The sequence below is a fragment of the Desulforhabdus amnigena genome (genome assembly GCF_027925305.1).
Classification (GTDB): domain Bacteria; phylum Desulfobacterota; class Syntrophobacteria; order Syntrophobacterales; family Syntrophobacteraceae; genus Desulforhabdus; species Desulforhabdus amnigena.
Genome location: NZ_BSDR01000001.1, coordinates 2,202,918 through 2,222,208 on the forward strand (window position 1 = coordinate 2,202,918; position 19,291 = coordinate 2,222,208).

The following is a 19,291-nucleotide window of genomic DNA, read 5'->3' on the forward strand; positions in this document are numbered from 1 at the left end:
GAATTCACGAAATGAAAAGCGTGCCTCAGACGCCGGCCCGATAACCGTCGAATACTAGCATGCATCCTTCCAGATTCACAACCATTATCTCCTCCCCTTTGTATGAGCCCCCCACCCTCCGAGAGGCTGGAAAGAGAGGTCGAAAAACTTCTCAATGACCTGAGATCTGCCGATATTCCACCTACTTGTCTTGACAGTAATCTTTCTCTCCCTTAAATTTAATGGCGCTGCAGGAAGGGGATTCAACTTGCGTCGTTCCTGTTTCGGCAGCGAGCGTTGAAGATGAAAAAAAGTTTTATAAGAGAGGAGAATTTGAGTGGCTGAAACGAATAAGGATCCCGTATTGAACGAGCTCCAGGAAATGAAGCATCGCATGGATGTCCTCTATTCCCAAAGCCTCGGTGGACATGAAAAACCCGACATGGAAATGGAAAGGAATATGGATTCCGGGCAGCCCGTCGAAATGTGGGAACCTTTGGCAGACATATGGGAAACCTCAACAGCCTGGGTTGTTGAACTGGACCTTCCGGGCGTTTCGGAAGAGGATCTGTATGTTGAAGTAAACGATGCTCAGTTGAGCATTCATGGGAAGCGGGCAACGATTCCTCGGACCACTGCCCTCAAGGTATCGATGGCTGAACGGAAAGAGGGACGCTTTTCGAAAAGCTTCCGGTTGCCTCCTCATATCCAGCCCGAGGCCATTCAAGCCAAATTGAAAGGAGGGGTATTGACTCTATCGATTCCGAAATTCGAAAAAGAAAAAACGCCCGCTCGTAAGATTGCGGTCAGGGCGGATTAGCTTTTTCTTTCCCGGCGGACACGGTTTCTTCACAAATTGTGGAAATGAAGTATATGCAAAGTATATAATTGAAACATTCGTGAATCGAAAGAATGTGTTTCAATCGAGAAACAGGATATGGAATCCAACCAAACCCTGTATGAGGAGGTTTCAGAAAATGGATAGCAGGTTGCGTACGACCTTTTTACTGGCTGCGCTGACCGTTTTGATCGTCTGGATGGGGGGGCAGTTCGGCGGGTCCCAGGGCATGACGATTGCCTTCATCTTTGCTGCCGTAATGAATCTGGGAAGCTACTGGTTTTCGGATAAAATCGTGCTGAGTATGTATCATGCTCAACCCCTGGACGAGAGTCAGGCCCCCGAGCTTTTCCGTATGGTCCGGGAACTGGCCATGGAAGCTCAGATCCCCATGCCCAGGATTTTCATGATTCCGGAAGATACTCCCAATGCATTCGCAACGGGACGGAATCCCGAAAATGCCGTAGTGGCTGTCACCGAAGGGCTCTGGCGGCTGTTGACTCCGGACGAAATGAAGGGGGTTCTTGCGCATGAACTGGGTCACGTGAAGAATCGCGATATCCTGGTAAGTTCCATTGCAGCCACCCTGGCAGGGGTGGTCATGTTCCTTGCGAATATGGCTCGATGGGGCGCTATTTTCGGAGGATTGAGAGGGAGCGACGAAGATGAGGGCGGCGGAATCATAGGGGTGCTCCTTACGGCCGTGCTGGCTCCCATTGCCGCCATGTTGATTCAAATGGCCATTTCAAGGTCCAGGGAATACCTTGCAGACGAAACGGGCGCCCGCCTGTCTCATAGCCCCCAATCCCTTGCCCGAGCCCTCGAAAAGCTTTCCATCGCTTCGGAGCGCATCCCCATGGTGGATGCCAAACCAGCAACGGCGCATCTTTTTATAGTGAATCCCTTGACAGGAAGAAGTCTTGCGAATCTTTTCAGCACGCACCCTCCCATCGAGGAACGAATCAGGCGTCTGCGTTCCATGTAAGTCGGCTTCAGAATGCTCTGGAATACTTGAAAATTCGGTTCATGAAAAAAAAGAGGCATTCCGTTTCCCGGCCCGGGCGAGACGCTCGAGGCCCGGGAAACGCCCCCTTCATGCCGCACCGTCGATACTGTACCCTTCTTTCCACATCAGTTTCCTTCTGATTTGAATTTGCCTTTGACAGGAACACCTTTTTTAATTACACGTAGGAATGTGCTGTTTTTCACAGTAGACATGAGACAATATGGGCTGTCTATCCAATGTGGATCTCCCCCATTCGCGGTGGATCTGCAGTTCTGAAAGACTCCACGGGCGGGGGGCAAGCGGGCGATTATTCGGGCTGTTTGTGCAATGCTGACAATTGTAACTGGAATCGTAGAAAGAAGTTCTACTCGTTCCGAAGCGGGAGAAAGAAAATATCATGGCCAACGTGGTTGTTATCGGGACCCAGTGGGGAGATGAAGGAAAGGGCAAGATCGTCGATCTACTCACAGAAAGGGCCGACTGTGTCGTTCGTTTTCAGGGTGGCAACAATGCCGGACATACGCTTGTCGTCAATGGAAAAAAGTTTGTTTTTCATCTCATTCCTTCAGGGATTCTTCACTCCGGCAAGATGTGCCTGATTGGAAATGGAGTGGTCCTTGACCCCGCCATACTCCTTCAGGAAATAGACCGTTTGAATGCCTGTGGAGTTCCTATAACATCCAGCAATCTCATGATCAGCCGCCATGCCCATGTGATCATGCCCTATCACCGTGCTCTCGATCTGGCCAGAGAAAACAGAAAGGGAACAGTCAAAATCGGGACCACCGGACGTGGAATCGGCCCCTGCTACGAGGACAAAGTCTGCCGTACGGGAATCCGCATCCATGATCTCTTCGATGCAAAGGCATTGAGGGAAAAACTCGAGCGGAGCCTGGAAGAGAAGAATTTCATGCTTCAGAACTTTTTTGCAGAAAAACCTCTCGACCCGGCGGCTATCCAGGAGGAATACCTGGTTTACGGTGAAAAGCTGGCTCCTTTTGCCGGAGATGTTTCCAGCTATCTTCACCATGTCTGCGGAAAGGCTCGGAATATCCTGTTTGAAGGGGCTCAGGGGACACACCTGGATATCGATCACGGCACCTATCCTTATGTTACATCATCAAATACAGTGGCGGGCAATGCCTGCTGTGGAACCGGGATCGGTCCGACCAAAATCGACAAGGTTCTCGGAATCGTCAAAGCCTACACTACCCGTGTGGGTGGGGGACCTTTCCCGACCGAACTCCTGGATGAAACGGGGGAACGCATTCGATCCGTGGGCGGTGAGTTCGGCGCCACGACAGGACGACCGCGGCGCTGTGGCTGGCTGGATATGGTCGTGCTCAAAACTTCCGCAAGATTGAACGGATTGGCGGGACTGGTGATCACCAAACTGGATGTTTTGACGGGAATACCCAAGCTCAAGATCGCGGTGGCTTACCAATGCGGGCAAGAACGGTTGCACGAAGTTCCTCCTGAATTGAACGCCCTGGAAGCCTGTGAACCCATTTGCGAGGAATTTCCCGGCTGGGAAGAGGACTTGCGGCAAATCAGAAAATTCGAGGATCTTCCCAAGAATACGCAACGATATTTGCGCGCCGTCGAGGAGATGTCGGGAATTCCCTTGTCCATAGTCTCTGTCGGGCCCGGACGGGATGAAACCATTCTCCTGCGTCACCCGTACGATGAATAATATTCGGAAAAGCGCTTCACCTTCGCGGGATTTGTTTCACCAACGGGTCCCGCGGGTTGAACCGGCGGACACCCGATGAACTTCGACGGATTTATATGAAATACGGTGAGTAGGTGAATGGGTGAATAGACCGATCCATTCACCTATTTTCATCCCTCGTCGTGACCGCTCCGTTCATGGGGGGCACTGCAGTTTCATTTTTCTGTCCTCGCAATTTCAGTTGCAAGTCCCAATCATTCGTCGTAATTTTCTTGGATTTCCGTCTCATGGATTCATCCGGTAAATTCAGTACAAGCATGGCCTGTGCGGAAAGATGGGCTGCTTGTTGCATGAAATGTGCGATGACCCTATGTTCCAGAACACACTCCAACAAAATGAGGATCGCGGGCAGAAATGATTTTTGACGGGCGATGGAAATCTTATTACCAAGAGCGGCTCGGTGGCGCGGAAGAGGTGCTTCAATCCAACATTCAGGATGGAAACCGGATCTTCATAGGGTGCGGATGCGGGGAGCCGCAGCACCTGGTGCGTTCATTGCTCAAAATCATACCTCGATACCGGGACCTGGAGCTCGTACAGAACCTTTCTGTGGGAACCCTTCCCGAAGACTGGAGCGAGCTCCACAAACATTGCCGGCTCAAGACATTTTTCGTGGGTCCACGTACGCGGAAAGCCGTCAACCTCGGCCTTGTCGATTATATTCCCATTTATTTCTCGTCCATTCCGGGCCTCTTTCGCGATGAAGGCTCCTGGGGACTGGACGTTTGTCTCATTCAGATATCCCCTCCCGACAAACACGGGTTCTGTTCCCTGGGTATCGCCGTGGATGTCGCCAAGGCGGCCATCGAGATGGGAAAGATCATTATCGCTCAGGTCAATCCTCGCATGCCGCGTACCTTTGGCGACACCTTTGTCCATGTCACCCAAATGCATCGTTTCGTGGAGTACGAAGAGCCTCTCTTGGAGGTCACATACCGGGAACGCAGCGCGGTGGCCGAACGGATTGCAAAATACGTTTCCCACCTGGTGGAGGATGGTTCCACCATCCAGGTGGGCATCGGGCGGATTGCCGGCTCCGTTTTGAGATACCTCGACAACAAAAAAGATTTGGGCATCCATTCCGAAATCCTTACGGACGCACACCTCTACCTGGTGCGAAAGGGGGTCATCACGGGGCGTAAAAAGAATGTGCATCACGGAAAGATCATCACCAGTTCCTGTGTGGGGGGCAGGGAACTCTACGACTTCGTGCACAATAACCCGGAAGTGGAGGTGTATCCCATCGAATATGTGAACGACAGGCGCCTCATCAGCCAAAACGACCAGATGGTGGCCATCAATTCCGCCCTGGAAATCGATCTCAGCGGCCAGATTTGCGCCGATTCCATCGGGCACAGGGTTTTCAGCGGCATCGGCGGATATGTGGATTTCATGCACGGTGCGTCGCGCTCTTACAAGGGAAAAACCATTATTGTTCTGCCCTCTACCAGTTCCGATGGACGAAGAAGCCGCATCGTCAGCCACCTCACTGATGGAGCGGGAGTTGTGAGCTCAAGAAGCACCGTCCGTTATGTCGTGACCGAATTCGGCATTGCTTATTTGCACGGGAAGACCATACGGGAACGGGCCCTGGCCCTCATCAACATTGCACATCCCAAATTTCGGGAACGCCTGCTCTCCGAGGCCAAAGACCTCCGCTATGTCTATCAGGATCAGATCCTTCCGCCCATCTACGAACCCCTCTACCCCGGCCAGTGGGAAACGCACCAGATCTTTCCGGGTGATGTTCGTATTTTCTTCCGGCCCATCAAGCCTACCGACGAGCGGCTCGTTCAGGAATTCTTCTATTCCCTGCCCGATCAGGATATTTACTACCGTTTTCTCTCGGCCATGAAGGTCTTTCCCCATCGAAACACGCAGAGCATGGTCAATATCGACTATGAGCACGAGATGGCCATCGTTGGAGTCACCGGGGAGATCGGCAATGAAACCGTCATCGCACTGGGAAGATATATTTTGGACCAGAAGACGAATATGGCGGAGGTGGATTTTGCCGTTCGAGCCGATTGGCAAAGAAAGGGCATCGGCACCTTCCTGCTGCACTATCTCTGCGAAATTGCAAAGAGCAAAGGCATCAGCGGCCTGACGGCCTACGTGCTCGCTTCCAACAGAAAGATGCTCGCCGTCTTCCATAAAGTGGGTTATGTTGTACACACTCATCTTGAAGACGGCATTTATGAAATTGCATTCCGGTTCGATGAACCCTCTCAAGTTTGTATTACGGATTGCCAATGATGATGCATGTAAAAAAGGAGATTTCCCCTGCGGACCTGGCGTTTGACATCGACGGCGTCGTCGCGGACACCATGGCCATGTTCGTAACCCTGGCGAGGGAGCGTTACGGGCTGGTTCATCTCACCAAGGATCACATCGCATGTTATGATCTGCATCGATGTCTGAATCTGGATTCCGGGATAGTGAACGATTTGATCTGCCTTACCCTGGACGACGAACACACGCTGCAGACTCCCCCCGTGCCCGGAGCGCCGAAAGTTTTGAACGAACTGGCCCGGCACGGACCTTTGCGGTTTGTCACGGCGCGTATCTGGCCCGAATCCATCACACAGTGGCTGCATGCCACCCTGCCGGATGTGCCCTTCGACCGGATAGAGGTGATCGCTACGGGAGCGCCGGAAAGCAAATTGCAAATCTTGAAGAACATGGATATCAAATTCTTTGTGGAAGACCGCCTCGAAACCTGCAAGCTTCTGGCTCAGGGGGGCGTTCAGCCTCTTCTTTTCGATCAACCATGGAACCGCACGCCACAGGCGGAGTCGTTTCCTCGGGTGCAAAGCTGGTCCCAATTGTCCGAATGGGTCTTGCCTTAGAACGAGGGGTTACGATAAAGTATTTGGAGTTACACGGAATGAATCGTGTGTCTCTGAGAAATCTTGAAGTACCAAAGACTTGTGCTATACCCTTTTGTTTGGCATGAATAAAAATCCATGCGGACCGGAGATGAAATTCCCATAGAAGAGAATTTTGAAGCCTTCGGCTTCAGAGGGTCCTGCATCGTGAACATTTTGGAATGCTTAGATGAAATCCGACCCAATTCCTGAAACCAAAGAAACGGACAGGCAATCGAACGAACCCATCCCGGTACAGATCAAGGCCGATCGCAATGGTTTCATGTTGGTGCCCTCTGCAAAGGCCTCCTTTGAATCCATCATGACCTATATGGAGCACCGCCTGGAAGAATCGCACGATTTTTTCCAATACTCCGACATGGTCTTGGATGTACGTGAAAAACCTCTTCGCACAGATGAAATCCTGGCGTTGCAGCATTTACTGGAAGAAAAGTCCAGGGTAAAGCTTTCATCTGTAAGGCTGAGTGATTCCCTTGAACTCTTGGTCGATCGCCCCCCATCGCGACCGCCGGTTTCTGTGAAAAAAGAGAGCTCAAACAGGCAGGAGCCCTCGCCTGTAATCGTCCGCAGCACCTGCAGATCGGGGGCCCGTATCGTATCGCCCTCCGATTGCCTCGTTCTCGGGGATGTGAACCCTGGAGCGGAAATCGTTGCCGTGGGGGATATCGTGGTATTCGGCAACTTGAGAGGGCTTGCCCATGCAGGAGCCGCCGGAGACCGTTCGGCGCGCATTTGGGCCCTCAGCATCGAACCGAACCAACTGCGCATCGCGGACCTGGTGGCTGTTCCTCCCCGGGGCAACAAGCCCGTTCCCAAGCGGTACGAAATCGCCGAGATTCAGGGAGAATCCATCGGAGTCATTACTGTCTGATGGGTCTTGAGTGCTTGGAGCCTATCCGGAAACTTCCTATGGACTTTGGAACACCCCCTAGTTCCCCCCTCGAGGGGGAAATTGAAGGGGGGGGTGTCCGCTGCCGAGGAGGGTTATAGGTTAGGCTCCAAAATGTGAGAGAGCATCGGACCTCGGAATATAGATTTTACGGATGCGGGTGGCAACATGGGAGGAGCGGATACGGGGTTCTGCTCCTGTCGTTCTTTTTAGTACCTGCTTCCATCTTGAAACTTCAACTCAAAATATGGACGGGATAAGTCATGGCCGGTAAAGTCATTGTTGTAACTTCTGGCAAGGGCGGCGTTGGGAAAACGACCACCGTGGCCAACATTGGAACAACGCTTGCAAAGAAAAAACACAGTGTTGTTCTGATCGACGGGGATATCGGTTTGCGCAATTTGGATGTGGTCATGGGGGTTGAAAATCGAATCGTATACAATCTGGTCGATATCATCGAAGGCAGATGCCGCAAAGAACAGGCCATGATCCGGGATCGCAAGTTGAACAACCTGTACATCATCCCCTCAGCTCAGACTCGGGACAAGGATGCCGTCGAGCCGGAACAGATGAAAAAATTGTGCACCGAACTGGCGGAGGAATTCGATTTTGTCTTCATCGACTGCCCGGCCGGTATCGAACAGGGATTCCGGAATGCCATCGCTGGAGCTCAAGCCGCCCTTGTCGTAACCACCCCGGAAGTCTCCGCCATCCGGGACGCAGACCGTGTGATCGGTCTCCTGGAAGCGAGTCTCTTGAAAGACATTCATCTCATCGTCAATCGATTGAACCAGCGCATGGTGAAAAAGGGTGACATGATGTCCACGGAAGATATCGTCTCTCTTCTAGCCGTTCCTCTGCTCGGTATCGTCCCTGAAAGCGAAGAGGTCGTGATATCCACCAACCGGGGAGTGCCTCTCGTGCATGAAAGGGGAAGCAAGGCCGGGCTCGCCTTTCAGAAAATAGCCGCCCGACTGCAGGGTGACAATGTCCCCCTCGAGGAGGGCAACAACGGTACCTTTTTGGGGCGCATGAAGCGGTTCATCTGGAGCTGAAGAGGAGGAGGATGTCATGCTGAAGGCAATACGCCGGTTTTTCGGAGAAAAGGCCAGCGGTCAGGTGGCCAGGAAGCGGATGCAGGTCGTCTTGATGCACGACCGGCTGGACTTGACCCCGGACGTCATGGAGTCTCTAAAAAACGATATTCTGATGGTGCTTTCCCGGTATATGGAAATCGATGACCAAACCATAAAGGTAGATCTGGAACAAGGCAAGGAATACACGGCGCTGGTGTCCAACGTGATCATAAAACGCGTCTATCGCCGGGGGGATTTCGCCTGAGTTCGTCTCCAAGAGGTGAAGCAATGGCATTGAAAGTTCTGCTCGCTGCAACACTCAGAAAACATGTCCCCGGCTACGACGGCGCGGTAGGGCACGAAATGGAGGTTCCGCCCGGGGCAACCGTGCGGGATGTGGCCCGGCAACTGGGAATTCCCGAAGACGAGGTCAAACTCATCATGGTGGACGGCATTGGATGCAAATGGGAGACGGTCTTGAAAGGGGATGAGCGTGTTGCGCTTTTTCCGCCGGTTGGGGGCGGATAGCCCCTTCTCCATTATCCTGGATGCCGTTGCAAGGACCCATTGCATTGGATAAGGATCTACACGCCCCCCTCCTTCCGACCACGGAAGTCATTCCATGATCATCCCATGCAATTTCTACATGGCTTTCTCCCCCCAAAAAAATCGAGAGAGAGAGTCATCCCCTTCCTGGAGGGACGAAATGCACCTCTTCTCTCCCTCGTTCACACACCCGATCTCATTTCGATTCGTTCATATATTGCACCGCCTTGAATACCGCGGCGACATCGAGGTCTCCCCACTTCTGGCCCACTCCCAGGCGAAAAACCTGGAGCAGGGCATGCCCGGCCGGAACGGGCGCTCCGAGGTCGTAGGCGGTATCCACGACAAATTTGAGGTCCTTCGTCATGTGTTTCAAGGGGAAATTGACTGGAAACTCGTTTGATTGGAGCATATCCGCCTTCATCTTGAATATGGGCGAGGCGAGCGGCCCCGTGAGAATCACTTCCAGCATGGAATCCATGGTGAGGCCGCCACATTTCCCGAAATTTACGGCTTCCGAAAGCCCCTCCATCATGATTCCGAGCAAAAGATTGTTCATCATCTTCATCATGGAACCCTGGCCAGCTTCCCCGCAATAGATGACACCTTTCCCCATGGTTTTCAAAAGCGGGGTGAGAGCCTCGATTTCCTTTTCGGGGCCGCCGGCCAGGATCAGAAGCGTCGCATCCTCCGCTGGTTTTTTGGACCCGGAAACAGGAGCATCGATGAAAACGACTCCCGTCTCCGCAAGCTTTCCTGCCAACTCACGCGTGAACATGGGAGAAACGGAACTCATGTTGATGAATGTCTTTTTCTCGCTCAGGCTCTGTGCGGCGCCCTCAGGGCCCCACAGGAGATTGTCCAGGGCCTCGGGTCCCGTAACCATTGCAATGATCACATCGGACGCTTCCGCCAGAGCTTTGGGTGTCGGAGAAACCGCCGCGCCCAACTTTTTCAACTCAGCATCCTTTCCTGCCGTTCGGTTGTATACCGTAAGAGGATAACCCGCCTTGATCACATTTGCAGCCATCGGCACTCCCATGATGCCGAGTCCCATAAAGCCGATTCTTTGTTTCATGCTTTCATACTCCTTCCTGGATGATTTTTCAGTAGCGCCGCCTTGGCGGCGCTTGGATGAGATTTGAATACACAAACATTCTTTCTTCTCGCCGCCATGAAGGCGGCGCTACCGTTTTTATAAACCCTCCCTAGAGCAACTGTGTTGGGGCATGTGTACGTTTTTCAAAGTGCGAATTCCTGAAAGAAGATTACCACACAATCCCGCTTGATCCAAAAGTGGAAAAATGTTTTATTCTCCGGGAACGGAAACGAGGGTCATGTTACAGGAATTTCGGACGAGCTCCCAGCAGAAAGCAGGTGCATTGCATATGGAAGAAAAGATCAGAACTCTCAGCAAGCTGTTTGCCAATCACTTCACCGCTCAGTTGGATACCGTTCGATTGCGCACGGGAAAAACCACGGAACGCATCAAGATCGACCATCCTGAAGCCGCGGCGGTGATCCCGTTTCTGGACTCTCAAAGAATCGTGATGGTCCGCCAATGGCGTTACGCCATCGCCCGGGAAACCCTTGAAATTCCGGCAGGGAAGGTCGATCCGGGGGAGAATCTCCTGGACTGCGCGCGAAGGGAACTCCTGGAAGAAACCGGATATCACGCGGAACGGCTCCTCCCTATTTTCAGTTACCATCCCGCCATCGGCTATTCAAACGAAGTCATAAAAATTTATGCGGCTTCAGGCCTGCAGCATGTCTCCGAAACTCAGGATGTGGACGAGATATCCAGGCTGGAAGTCATCGATCTGGATCGTCTTCATGACCTCATTGTGGAGGGTGTCGTCAGCGACGGCAAGACAGTCATAGGCATTTCTCTTTTCCGGGCAAAGCAGGAACGTGGAGAAATCCCGGAAGATTTCTTTGCGTAACGCTCAGGGTTCCCATTATGAAAGTCCCCATCACCCGCTGTGGCTACCGCCGCCTTCAAAATGAACTCTTACACCTCCGGCGTGTCGTACGCCCTACCGTGTTGGAAGATTTGCAAGAAGCCAGGGCCTTCGGAGTCAAGACGGACAACCAGCAGTACCTTTTGGCAAAAGAGCGGCACACTGTCCTGCTTCGCAAGATTGAAGAACTGGAAAGCAAACTGGGCGGATGTGAGGTATTTGCAGGAAGAAAGTTCCATGCGAAACGGGTAAGCTTCGGAGCGATTACAGTCATAAAGAATATGGATACGGGGGCAACCCACCGGTATCAATTGGTCGGCCCTTACGAATCGGATGTCAGGGAGGGAAAGCTCTCCATTGAATCCCCCGTGGGAAGATGTCTCATGGGATGTTCGGAAGGGGATGAAGTCACGGTTTTTACGCCTTCTGGAATACGAGTGTATTTTATTTTGTCCATTCAGATCTGATGCCCTCCTATCAGCAATTCTCATTTTGAAAAACCTACACCCCCTGCCCCCCTCGAGGGGGGAATTCCCGGGGGAAAGTCCCCCTTTGAAGGGGGATCAAGAGGGATGTTGAAAGCGACAGCATCATGAGGACCATCCAAAATGAGAATTGCTGCCTTCCTATATGGAGTAACTTCATGCTTAACCTGGCGCCAATCCCCTCAAGGGGGAATTCGGTTGCTTGGCAAAAAAACAAAAAAAAGGCCGTGGCTGATCAACCACGGCCTTTGAATCTTTCTGGTGGCGAGGCTCAGAATCGAACTGAGGACACGAGGATTTTCAGTCCACTGCTCTACCGACTGAGCTACCTCGCCAAAGAATGATTGCTTTCTACAGAAATAATGTTCTCGTGTCAATCTTTTTTTTTGCAAGAAGATGTCAGCGATTGAAAACTCAATGAGAGTGACTGATTTGGAGCGCCACCGGCCCTAAAATCAACATTCATGCGGTCATGCGGTGATTTTGAATCTCACGTTGGACAGGCAGAGGATAGGAGAGCATTCTTGTGATAATTTTTTTATTATTATTTTCAATAACTTGCCCCAAAAACACCCCAATCGATTCGAATCTGCTTTTTATGAAAAGCCCATAATCTTCAATATATTGCAATCCACAGCCGCCTCAAGAACTGCTGCGAATCTTCAGATATAATTGACAAACGAAAAAATTATGTCATATTGTTTCGCACGCATTGAGCGGAATCAAGGGCTGGGCGTTTTTCGCTTGACAAGGTAATTCTTGTCCTCTACAAATAAAGAAAACATGATTGTTTTATATTGCACAATTGAGGTAAGAGTATCTTTGGTTTCTCGTATAGTTTTCTAATGGTAAAAATCAGGCTGGAGCCGCTTACGAAAAGCCCAAATGGTCTTCGGTCAAAAAGGCTGCCGTTTAGAACCGCAAAAAAGGGTCGGTACCGGTTCTGAGACAGTTATGTGGATTTTGGTGAATAGGCCGGGGCTGGAGGTGCCTATTCTCGAGAAAGGGGGTGGGAAGCCGTTAAGTTCCGAATTTAAGGGATTGTTGTTTCTTAAAGGCAGAAAGATTTCTGGTAGATTTGTCTAGAGTATTAGGGGAGGAAAGTTCATGAAAAAGTATACTATTTTCGCTATACTGGCGGTTTTCCTGTTTGCAGGTTTCGCAACCTGCGTATCAGCGGCGCCAAACGTTGCATCGACTTCCAAGAATGGAAGCTTGCTGATTTTCCCCAAGATCGATGTGAGTGATGACAGATGGCAAGAGAAAGACACCGTTGTCACCATTTCCAACGAGGGACCTGAGTCTGTACAGGTACAATGTATCTGGCATTACCCCAAAATTTCGTTGGTGACCAAGCAAGATCCCAACCGGAGTTACGATGGTACCAGCACGAACATTTACTACAAGGCGTATGAGCAGGTATGCTGTGGAGCTCAGGATTTCACCTTCAATCTCACCAAGAATCAGGTCATTGCCTTCTCCGCCAAAAAGGGAACGGTTTTGAAGGACTTCGGGCTCAATGGGACGATCAATCCTTTCCCGACTACCCCGGCATCAGGAAGCGTAGGGAAGGGTGAGCTCAGATGCTTTGTGGTTCAGGGCGCCGCAACAAGCCCCAAGCCCATCGCATACAACAAGCTGAATGGTCAGGCCACTATATACGATTTTGCAAAGAAGACCTCTGAAATGTACACCGCATGGGCCTTCAATGCGTATGCGCCTCTCAAGTCCGTCATGGTCAGCTCCAATAAGAACGATCCTCTGCAGTTGGATCTTACCGGCAAGCCCGGCGCTTATGACGCCTGTCCCAGCTACCTGTCCTTCAACTTCCTGGCTGATTCTCTTGAAAACGGCCGTTTCGGTACCCAGACCGAAGTCGTTTTGGTGCCCTGTACGCAGGACATGAGAGAAGCCGACGCACCTGGCGATCCCGTCGTCCCCACCAAAACCGTCGCTCAATTCTCGGTTTTCAATGCTGACGAACTGGATCTTTCGATGCCTCGGGCATGTATAAAGTGCTGGTTTGAATCTGCGCTCACCGACACCGCTTCCTACGCAGGAAGGCAGTATCGGAATATAGACAACTCTGGCGACTACTTCAAAAATTTCGGTTTCCGCTATCCCAGGATCCAGGATGCCTTCCAGATGAACGAGGCGGGCGATAACTTCTTGCTGGATCAGATGGGCACTTTCTTCGGCCATGCACGCGTCGACGCCAAGGCTGGAAGCATTGCCGGCAGCAAGTGGTGCTCCAAAGCAGAAGATACCATAGCAACTCCTCTGCTTGGGCTCGTCACCTACAAGTTCATTGTTCCTCATTTCCGCGGCAAGAACTTCGATATTTCCGCCGATGCCGATGGAGGAGTTGTTGAAGATCTGTTCTACAATAAGTGGGAACAGGCTTATACCGGTACAACCAACATGACCGGGCTTTCTGCACAAAAGGGTTATATGCGCTGGTCTACCAACCAATAGCCGCTAAAGCAGTCTGTCACACAGCCTTCTACATCGCAAGAGCTGAAGGCGGTCTTCGGTTCATGTTTTGATCGAAGTTTTCAGGGGAGCAGGAGAAGTAAAGGCCTGCTCCCCGTTTTATTGCTCCCAACTCCGGTGGGACTCTTTACATCATTTTGCACAAGGCCCCCAACTCAGCCCCGATGTTTTAGGAGTTTTCATGAAGAATCTAGCAATCGTCCTTTCCCTTTTCCTGACATTATTATCCTTCAATACATCTTCAAACGCATCCCCCCTGAACGAACAACAGGATGCTCTCAAACAACGAGCTATTCGCCTATGGCAGGCGCGTGTCGAACAAGACTGGAATACGGAATACGGTTTTCTACCCAATATTGAACACAATGCACAGGACCAGGAAAAATATGCATCGCTCATGAAGAAAGATGCCCCATATCTTTATCTTTCCTACCAAATAGGAAATATTGAAATTTCAGGCGATGTCGCCTGGATCTGGACGGAATATGATGTACGCCCCACACAATTTCCCACCTACCCGGTCACCCACCGCGCTTCATGGGAGATTTGGATCAAACAGGGGGAAGCCTGGTATCCCGTAGATCCGTACAGCCAGGAAAGGTACCCTTCCCTTCCACCGAGCCAGCGGGTTCCCGCCGCGGAAGCGCTTTTGCTCCAGCGGGCCAATGCCTATTACGATGCCCTGGAAAAAGAGGACATCCAGGCCCTCTACAACTTTTTCATGCCCTCCTTCAGGGAAAAAGTGCCCTTTGACGAGTTTCAACAGAAGCGCATGTTTCTGAAGTATCTGACACATGAAATCGCCTGGGCCCAAGTCAACGCCCAGGATCCCCAAATAGGGCGCACAATGATCAAATTCACCTATCGCATCAACGATCCAAATCTGACCAAACTCACCCCGACCGAAAAGACCAAGTTCCAGGAGTGGGTAAACATCGATGGGGAATGGTATATCCCGGGCAGAGAAGACCAAGAGTAAACAAGGAGAGAGCATGTTTTTTGGAAACCCGTTTCTTTTCTATCGAAAGCTTATCTATTTTTCTCTCGCATCTCTTTTTTATATCATGCTACCCTCCAATGCGCCGGCCCAGGAGGCATCGATGCCGAACGGCACGGTTTTTTCATCTGCAAGCACCGGCTTGCCGAAAGAAGGCAAATGGAAGTGCTGGCCCGACCTTGCGGATGTAAACGGCGATGGATTCCTGGATCTCGCCGCAACGGTTCGTCTCGAACAGGGGCCGCGTGTCTGGCTTGGCGACGGCAAAGGCAATTGGAAGGACGATTCTCAAGGATTGACGACGAAGAGCATTTCGTGCGGAGGCGGTACTGAATTTGCGGATGTCAATAAGGACGGCAAGATAGACCTCGTGGTCGCCGATCACTGCGCCGGTGGATTCATCTACCTCGGCGACGGCAAAGGGGGATGGACGGTTGCCGCATCAAACCTTCAGACCGCCATGATCGAGGAGGCCGCAAAGGCTAAACAAAAGGGATCCAAAGCCGCCAAATCGAAAGAGCAACCCTCCAGCCCTCAATATGCATCCATCGACCCGGAGGAAGTGGACGAATTCAAGGGTACGGAAGATGTCGCTGTGGGAGATATCAATGAAGACGGTTTTCCGGATTTAGTATTCAGCCACTCTTCCCGTGGAGGATTCATCGTCTTTTTGGGCGATGGTACCGGCAAGCGATGGATTGAACAGAAATCGACCGGACTTCCAAATGTCTACAACATCAGCCCTGGCGATCCCCTCAATAACGGCTGGGCCAGTCGAGTCCTTCTCCATGACATGAACTCCGACGGCCATCTCGACGTCGTCACCGCCTTCCACAACGGACCAAGGGTTTTCACAGGCGACGGGAAAGGCTCCTTTCACTCTACATCTCAAGGGCTTCCTGAACCGATCCTTTCAGGTCTTTTCTGGGGAATAACCGTGGGAGATGTGAATGAAGATGGTCTACAGGATATCGTCGTCGCGAACCGTGTCGATGGTCCCGTACTTTACCTGCAGAAACCGGATGGAACATGGCAACAAGGCCCTACGATACTGCCCGATATGAACGGCGGAGCTTATGGCGTCACTCTTGCGGACTTCGATAACGACAAGCATTTGGATCTCCTCGTCAATGGGGTCATGACAAAAGGGCTTGGCAGTATTTACGGCATTTTCCTCTGTAAAGGCGACGGTAAAGGCAACTTCAATGAGCTTAAAAATACAAATCTGCCAGCCAATGGGCTTTCCGTCACATGGGGTATGGTAGCCGGCGACGTGAACAAGGACGGTTTTCTCGACTTCGCCATTGCCACCGGCGGTACCGTTCCCATACCTCCCCCACAATTCGCTGCACAGTACAAGGATATGAATATTGAACAGGAACAGCCATTAACCAGGGTTCAAGTTTGGTTCAATCAACCACCGCAAGGGGTACAGAGTCAAAAATCTCAATGAGCGGAAAACCGCTCTTTCGCTCATCGATGACCTTTGTTCTCTTAAAACATCCCCTTCGTATCGTTCCAGTAGATATACGGTGAAAGCACGCCGTCAGAAGGTCGGAATTCCCTGCCCGACGCTGTTGGGTGTCGGGCAGGAAAACCCGACCTGCCATTTCATATAAAAACGAACAACCGGGGAGGAACGGGGCTCATTTCCCGTCCCCTCGTCATTCCCAAATTCCATCAGATGAAAATTACTCGGGATACAATCCCGACAACATTCCACAGAGATGCCGTCAAGGGAAAATATATAAGACCATGCCATCTATAAATGTTTACAAAACCGAATTCAACGGACATTCATTCTTCGAATATTTTCTTCGACGCCTTCACAAATGGCGCAGTCGCCGGCTTTACAAATTGATGACACTTGCCGCCTTTTCAATCCTGTTTTCATTCTCTTCACAAATGACTCAGGCAGCGACGTCCTCCCCCAGGCAAAGCAAAAATGCCGTCGCCAGCGTCAATGGACAAATCATTACTTCCGAACAAATCGAAAAGCCTCTTGCATCGCAGCTATACAGAATGCAACAAGAAATCTACAATTTGAAGCGCACTCAACTGGAACAGACCATCGCCCAGATTCTTCTTCAAAAGGAAGCGGACAAGAAAGGAATCTCCTTGGACCAGTTTGTCAAAGAGGTTATCCTTCCGCAAGGCGTCCAGGTGAGCGACGAGGAGGTTGAAAAATATTACACGCAGAATCAGGAATCGTTAAAAGAGTGGAAGGGAACACAGGAAGAACTGAAACAACAGATCAAGACATCACTGGAGGAACAGAAATATTACCAGAAGATCAATGAATATATACAAACCCTGATATCTCGAAATAAGGTGGAGATATATCTTCAGGACCCCCCACTCCCTTCTGTAAACATAACAGCGGGAAACTCCCCCTCTTCAGGCCCCTCCAACGCACCTCTCACTATCATTGAACTTTCCGATTATCAATGCCCCTCATGCCGTCAAACCTATGGCGTCACGAAGCGGATCATGGAGACCTTCAAAGGTCGGATCAGATGGGTCTTCAAAGATTTCCCACTTGGGCAGAACCCCGTTTCAGTGAAAGCTGCGGAGGCATCCCGCTGTGCTGCCGACCAATCAAAGTTTTGGGAATATCATGACTTGCTTTTTGGAACAACTCAGGAGCTTACAACGGATAAGCTGAAAGATCTGGCAAAACAGCTCAATCTCGATATGGATAAATTTTCGGCGTGTCTTGATAGCGGGCAATATCGAAACAATGTTCTGCAGGAGGCGCAAGAATTTGCTGCCCAAGGTGTTGATAGAACACCATCCTTTGTCATAAATGGAAAATTGTTACCGGGAGGCCCCTCTTTTGAGCGTTTCAAGGACCTGATCGATCGCGAATTGTCCCGGCATAAATGAGGACATGACCCATGCATATAAAAAAACAACTTCAAAAATCATTTTAAAACGAAAGGTTACTCAAGCATATTCATGAAAGTAAAACCGTTTAAAGCCCATTCATGAAAAAACATATCTTTCTGAAAGGACCGACCACAATGGGATCGAGGCTCATCTGCATATTTGTATTCTTTTTGACCTGCAGCTTCTCCTTGCCTGCAAACTCACTAGACTATCCTGTCGACTATACTTTTGAGCAGGTACCCGATCCCCTTTCTTTGGACAATCCTGTCTATCCCCTTATCGACAAGAAAGTTCCAAGTCCCGGAAAGTCATTCTACGATCTCTATTTTGGAACGGTGCTCACCCGAATGACCCGCAGACTGGGATTGAGACATGAATATTCACGTTTCGATCCCTTCAATGCCAACCATTCCCTGCTCCTTATGACCTACCAAAACACCGGCAGGTGGTGGATATACCGCACCACCCCCCTGCCCTGCGACCGGCCCGCCAACCTTGTGATGACCTTGAGCAGTCAAACAACAGAACTCCGATGGGATCGAAATCTTTCCAACATCATTTGGGGGCTTCGAGACTTCAAAATCATCAAGATCGATGTTGAAACACGCAAGGAAACAGTCGTAAAAGATTTTGCCAAGGACAAGACCCTCGCTCCCATCATTCGGGCCGAAACCGATCTCTTTCGCATCACGACGAAAAAAGAGGGAGAGGCTTCTTTGAACAACAGATTTTGGGCACTCTGTCTGCAGGGTCAAAACGAGGATGGCAGGCTGAGGTATATATTCACATGGGACCGGCAGAAAAATAAAATTTTAGGTGTATTCAAGCTCTCTCGAGAGGAAGCGGAACTCATAGACTGGGTTGGGATGTCCCCTCTCGGAAAGAGAGTCTTGATTCTTGGGCGCCCGGCAAGTGGAAGAATATTGTCCGGCTTGAACATGGCCGACAAAAAATTCAGAAAATTCTACAAGCTTACAAACAGGCATGGGCACTCCGACGTTGGGCTCGATGACAAAGGCAGAGAAGTGATTGTCATGGTAAATACCTGCACTGGATATGTCGATCTGATTCCCCTCGATTTTACTTCCAAGCCTGTCAAGACTCTTGGAGATTATGAAGGCAATGGTATCAGGCCCCTCATCCAACTTACGTCGAGTACCCGGTCCATCCATATATCTTGCAACTATCCCGGTTATTGTGTTGTCTCGACTTTCTGTCCTCCCGACGTGCAGGAAGACAACTGGCTGGATCGGATGATTGCCATGGTGAAACTCGATAGAGAGAAGCCCTCTGCGTATTATCTCGCTAAACTGTACAATTCACGAGGACCCGGGGAATACGTGGCGGAAACCAAAGCCTCCATCTCAAATGACGGCACCAGAATCGTCTGGACCGATAATTGGAGTTTGAACGTCGGCGAGGAACAGACTTTTATCATGCAATTGACCATGCCATCCGCCTGGTCGGATAAGCTCGATTCTTCGCAGCTACAATAAATGCATTTACAGATCG

General features: G+C 50.8%; 17 protein-coding genes and 1 tRNA gene. 16 read left to right on the top strand and 2 right to left on the bottom strand.

The annotated features are described in order from the left end of the window. Positions 1 to 316: 316 nt before the first annotated feature. The 9 genes from QMG16_RS09415 (at position 317) to QMG16_RS09455 (ending at position 8,936) form a co-directional block, all read left to right on the top strand. Positions 317 to 799: an Hsp20/alpha crystallin family protein gene (locus QMG16_RS09415; RefSeq protein WP_281793735.1), complete on the top strand. Its 483-nt coding sequence runs from the start codon at positions 317 to 319 to the stop codon at positions 797 to 799. 157 nt (positions 800 to 956) lie between these two features. Then, positions 957 to 1,802, top strand: a complete 846-nt coding sequence (gene htpX / locus QMG16_RS09420) for a zinc metalloprotease HtpX (RefSeq protein WP_281793737.1) — start codon at positions 957 to 959, stop codon at positions 1,800 to 1,802. 418 nt (positions 1,803 to 2,220) lie between these two features. Beyond that, entirely contained in the window at positions 2,221 to 3,516 is a 1,296-nt protein-coding gene (locus QMG16_RS09425; RefSeq protein ID WP_281793738.1) for an adenylosuccinate synthase, read from the top strand. 393 nt (positions 3,517 to 3,909) lie between these two features. Then, the gene (locus QMG16_RS09430; protein WP_281793739.1) at positions 3,910 to 5,811 is read left to right on the top strand and encodes a GNAT family N-acetyltransferase; all 1,902 of its coding nucleotides are present in this window, start codon (positions 3,910 to 3,912) and stop codon (positions 5,809 to 5,811) included. Continuing rightward, positions 5,808 to 6,404, top strand: a complete 597-nt coding sequence (locus tag QMG16_RS09435) for a 5' nucleotidase, NT5C type (protein WP_281793741.1) — start codon at positions 5,808 to 5,810, stop codon at positions 6,402 to 6,404. Before QMG16_RS09430 ends, QMG16_RS09435 begins: the two co-directional genes overlap by 4 nt. Before the next feature lie 208 nt (positions 6,405 to 6,612). Further along, complete coding sequence (gene minC / locus QMG16_RS09440) at positions 6,613 to 7,314, top strand: septum site-determining protein MinC (protein WP_281793742.1); 702 nt, start codon at positions 6,613 to 6,615, stop codon at positions 7,312 to 7,314. Between the two features lie 281 nt (positions 7,315 to 7,595). After that, positions 7,596 to 8,387, top strand: coding sequence for a septum site-determining protein MinD (gene minD / locus QMG16_RS09445; protein ID WP_281793744.1), 792 nt, complete (start codon positions 7,596 to 7,598; stop codon positions 8,385 to 8,387). 16 nt (positions 8,388 to 8,403) lie between these two features. After that, positions 8,404 to 8,673 carry a cell division topological specificity factor MinE gene (gene minE / locus QMG16_RS09450; RefSeq protein WP_281793746.1) on the top strand — a complete coding sequence of 90 codons (270 nt, stop codon included), beginning with the start codon at positions 8,404 to 8,406 and terminating at the stop codon, positions 8,671 to 8,673. 23 nt (positions 8,674 to 8,696) lie between these two features. Further along, entirely contained in the window at positions 8,697 to 8,936 is a 240-nt protein-coding gene (locus tag QMG16_RS09455) for a MoaD/ThiS family protein (protein WP_281793748.1), read from the top strand. A 214-nt stretch (positions 8,937 to 9,150) separates the two neighbouring features. Here QMG16_RS09455 and QMG16_RS09460 read toward each other — a convergent pair whose 3' ends face one another. Further along, positions 9,151 to 10,107 (bottom strand): NAD(P)-dependent oxidoreductase, encoded by a 957-nt coding sequence (locus QMG16_RS09460; RefSeq protein ID WP_373878666.1) that lies wholly within the window; start codon positions 10,105 to 10,107, stop codon positions 9,151 to 9,153. Positions 10,108 to 10,342: 235 nt separating this feature from the next. Between QMG16_RS09460 and QMG16_RS09465 the strand changes: the two genes are divergently transcribed. Both QMG16_RS09465 and QMG16_RS09470 read left to right on the top strand, forming a co-directional pair. Further along, positions 10,343 to 10,897, top strand: a complete 555-nt coding sequence (locus QMG16_RS09465; protein ID WP_281793750.1) for an NUDIX domain-containing protein — start codon at positions 10,343 to 10,345, stop codon at positions 10,895 to 10,897. A gap of 17 nt (positions 10,898 to 10,914) precedes the next feature. Then, complete coding sequence (locus tag QMG16_RS09470) at positions 10,915 to 11,382, top strand: GreA/GreB family elongation factor (RefSeq protein WP_281793751.1); 468 nt, start codon at positions 10,915 to 10,917, stop codon at positions 11,380 to 11,382. A gap of 277 nt (positions 11,383 to 11,659) precedes the next feature. On the opposite strand, the gene QMG16_RS09475 is transcribed toward QMG16_RS09470, so the two are convergent. Continuing rightward, positions 11,660 to 11,735: transfer RNA gene (locus tag QMG16_RS09475), tRNA-Phe, on the bottom strand. Positions 11,736 to 12,507: 772 nt separating this feature from the next. On the opposite strand from QMG16_RS09475, the gene QMG16_RS09480 reads away from it, so the two are divergent. The 5 genes from QMG16_RS09480 (at position 12,508) to QMG16_RS09500 (ending at position 19,275) form a co-directional block, all read left to right on the top strand. After that, positions 12,508 to 13,875: a hypothetical protein gene (locus QMG16_RS09480; RefSeq protein ID WP_281793752.1), complete on the top strand. Its 1,368-nt coding sequence runs from the start codon at positions 12,508 to 12,510 to the stop codon at positions 13,873 to 13,875. A 199-nt stretch (positions 13,876 to 14,074) separates the two neighbouring features. Continuing rightward, positions 14,075 to 14,872, top strand: coding sequence for a hypothetical protein (locus tag QMG16_RS09485; protein ID WP_281793754.1), 798 nt, complete (start codon positions 14,075 to 14,077; stop codon positions 14,870 to 14,872). A 13-nt stretch (positions 14,873 to 14,885) separates the two neighbouring features. Next, positions 14,886 to 16,343: an FG-GAP repeat domain-containing protein gene (locus QMG16_RS09490; RefSeq protein ID WP_281793756.1), complete on the top strand. Its 1,458-nt coding sequence runs from the start codon at positions 14,886 to 14,888 to the stop codon at positions 16,341 to 16,343. A 302-nt stretch (positions 16,344 to 16,645) separates the two neighbouring features. Beyond that, entirely contained in the window at positions 16,646 to 17,776 is a 1,131-nt protein-coding gene (locus QMG16_RS09495; protein WP_281793758.1) for a thioredoxin domain-containing protein, read from the top strand. 191 nt (positions 17,777 to 17,967) lie between these two features. Beyond that, the gene (locus QMG16_RS09500) at positions 17,968 to 19,275 is read left to right on the top strand and encodes a hypothetical protein (RefSeq protein WP_281793760.1); all 1,308 of its coding nucleotides are present in this window, start codon (positions 17,968 to 17,970) and stop codon (positions 19,273 to 19,275) included. The last annotated feature ends 16 nt before the right edge of the window (positions 19,276 to 19,291 follow it).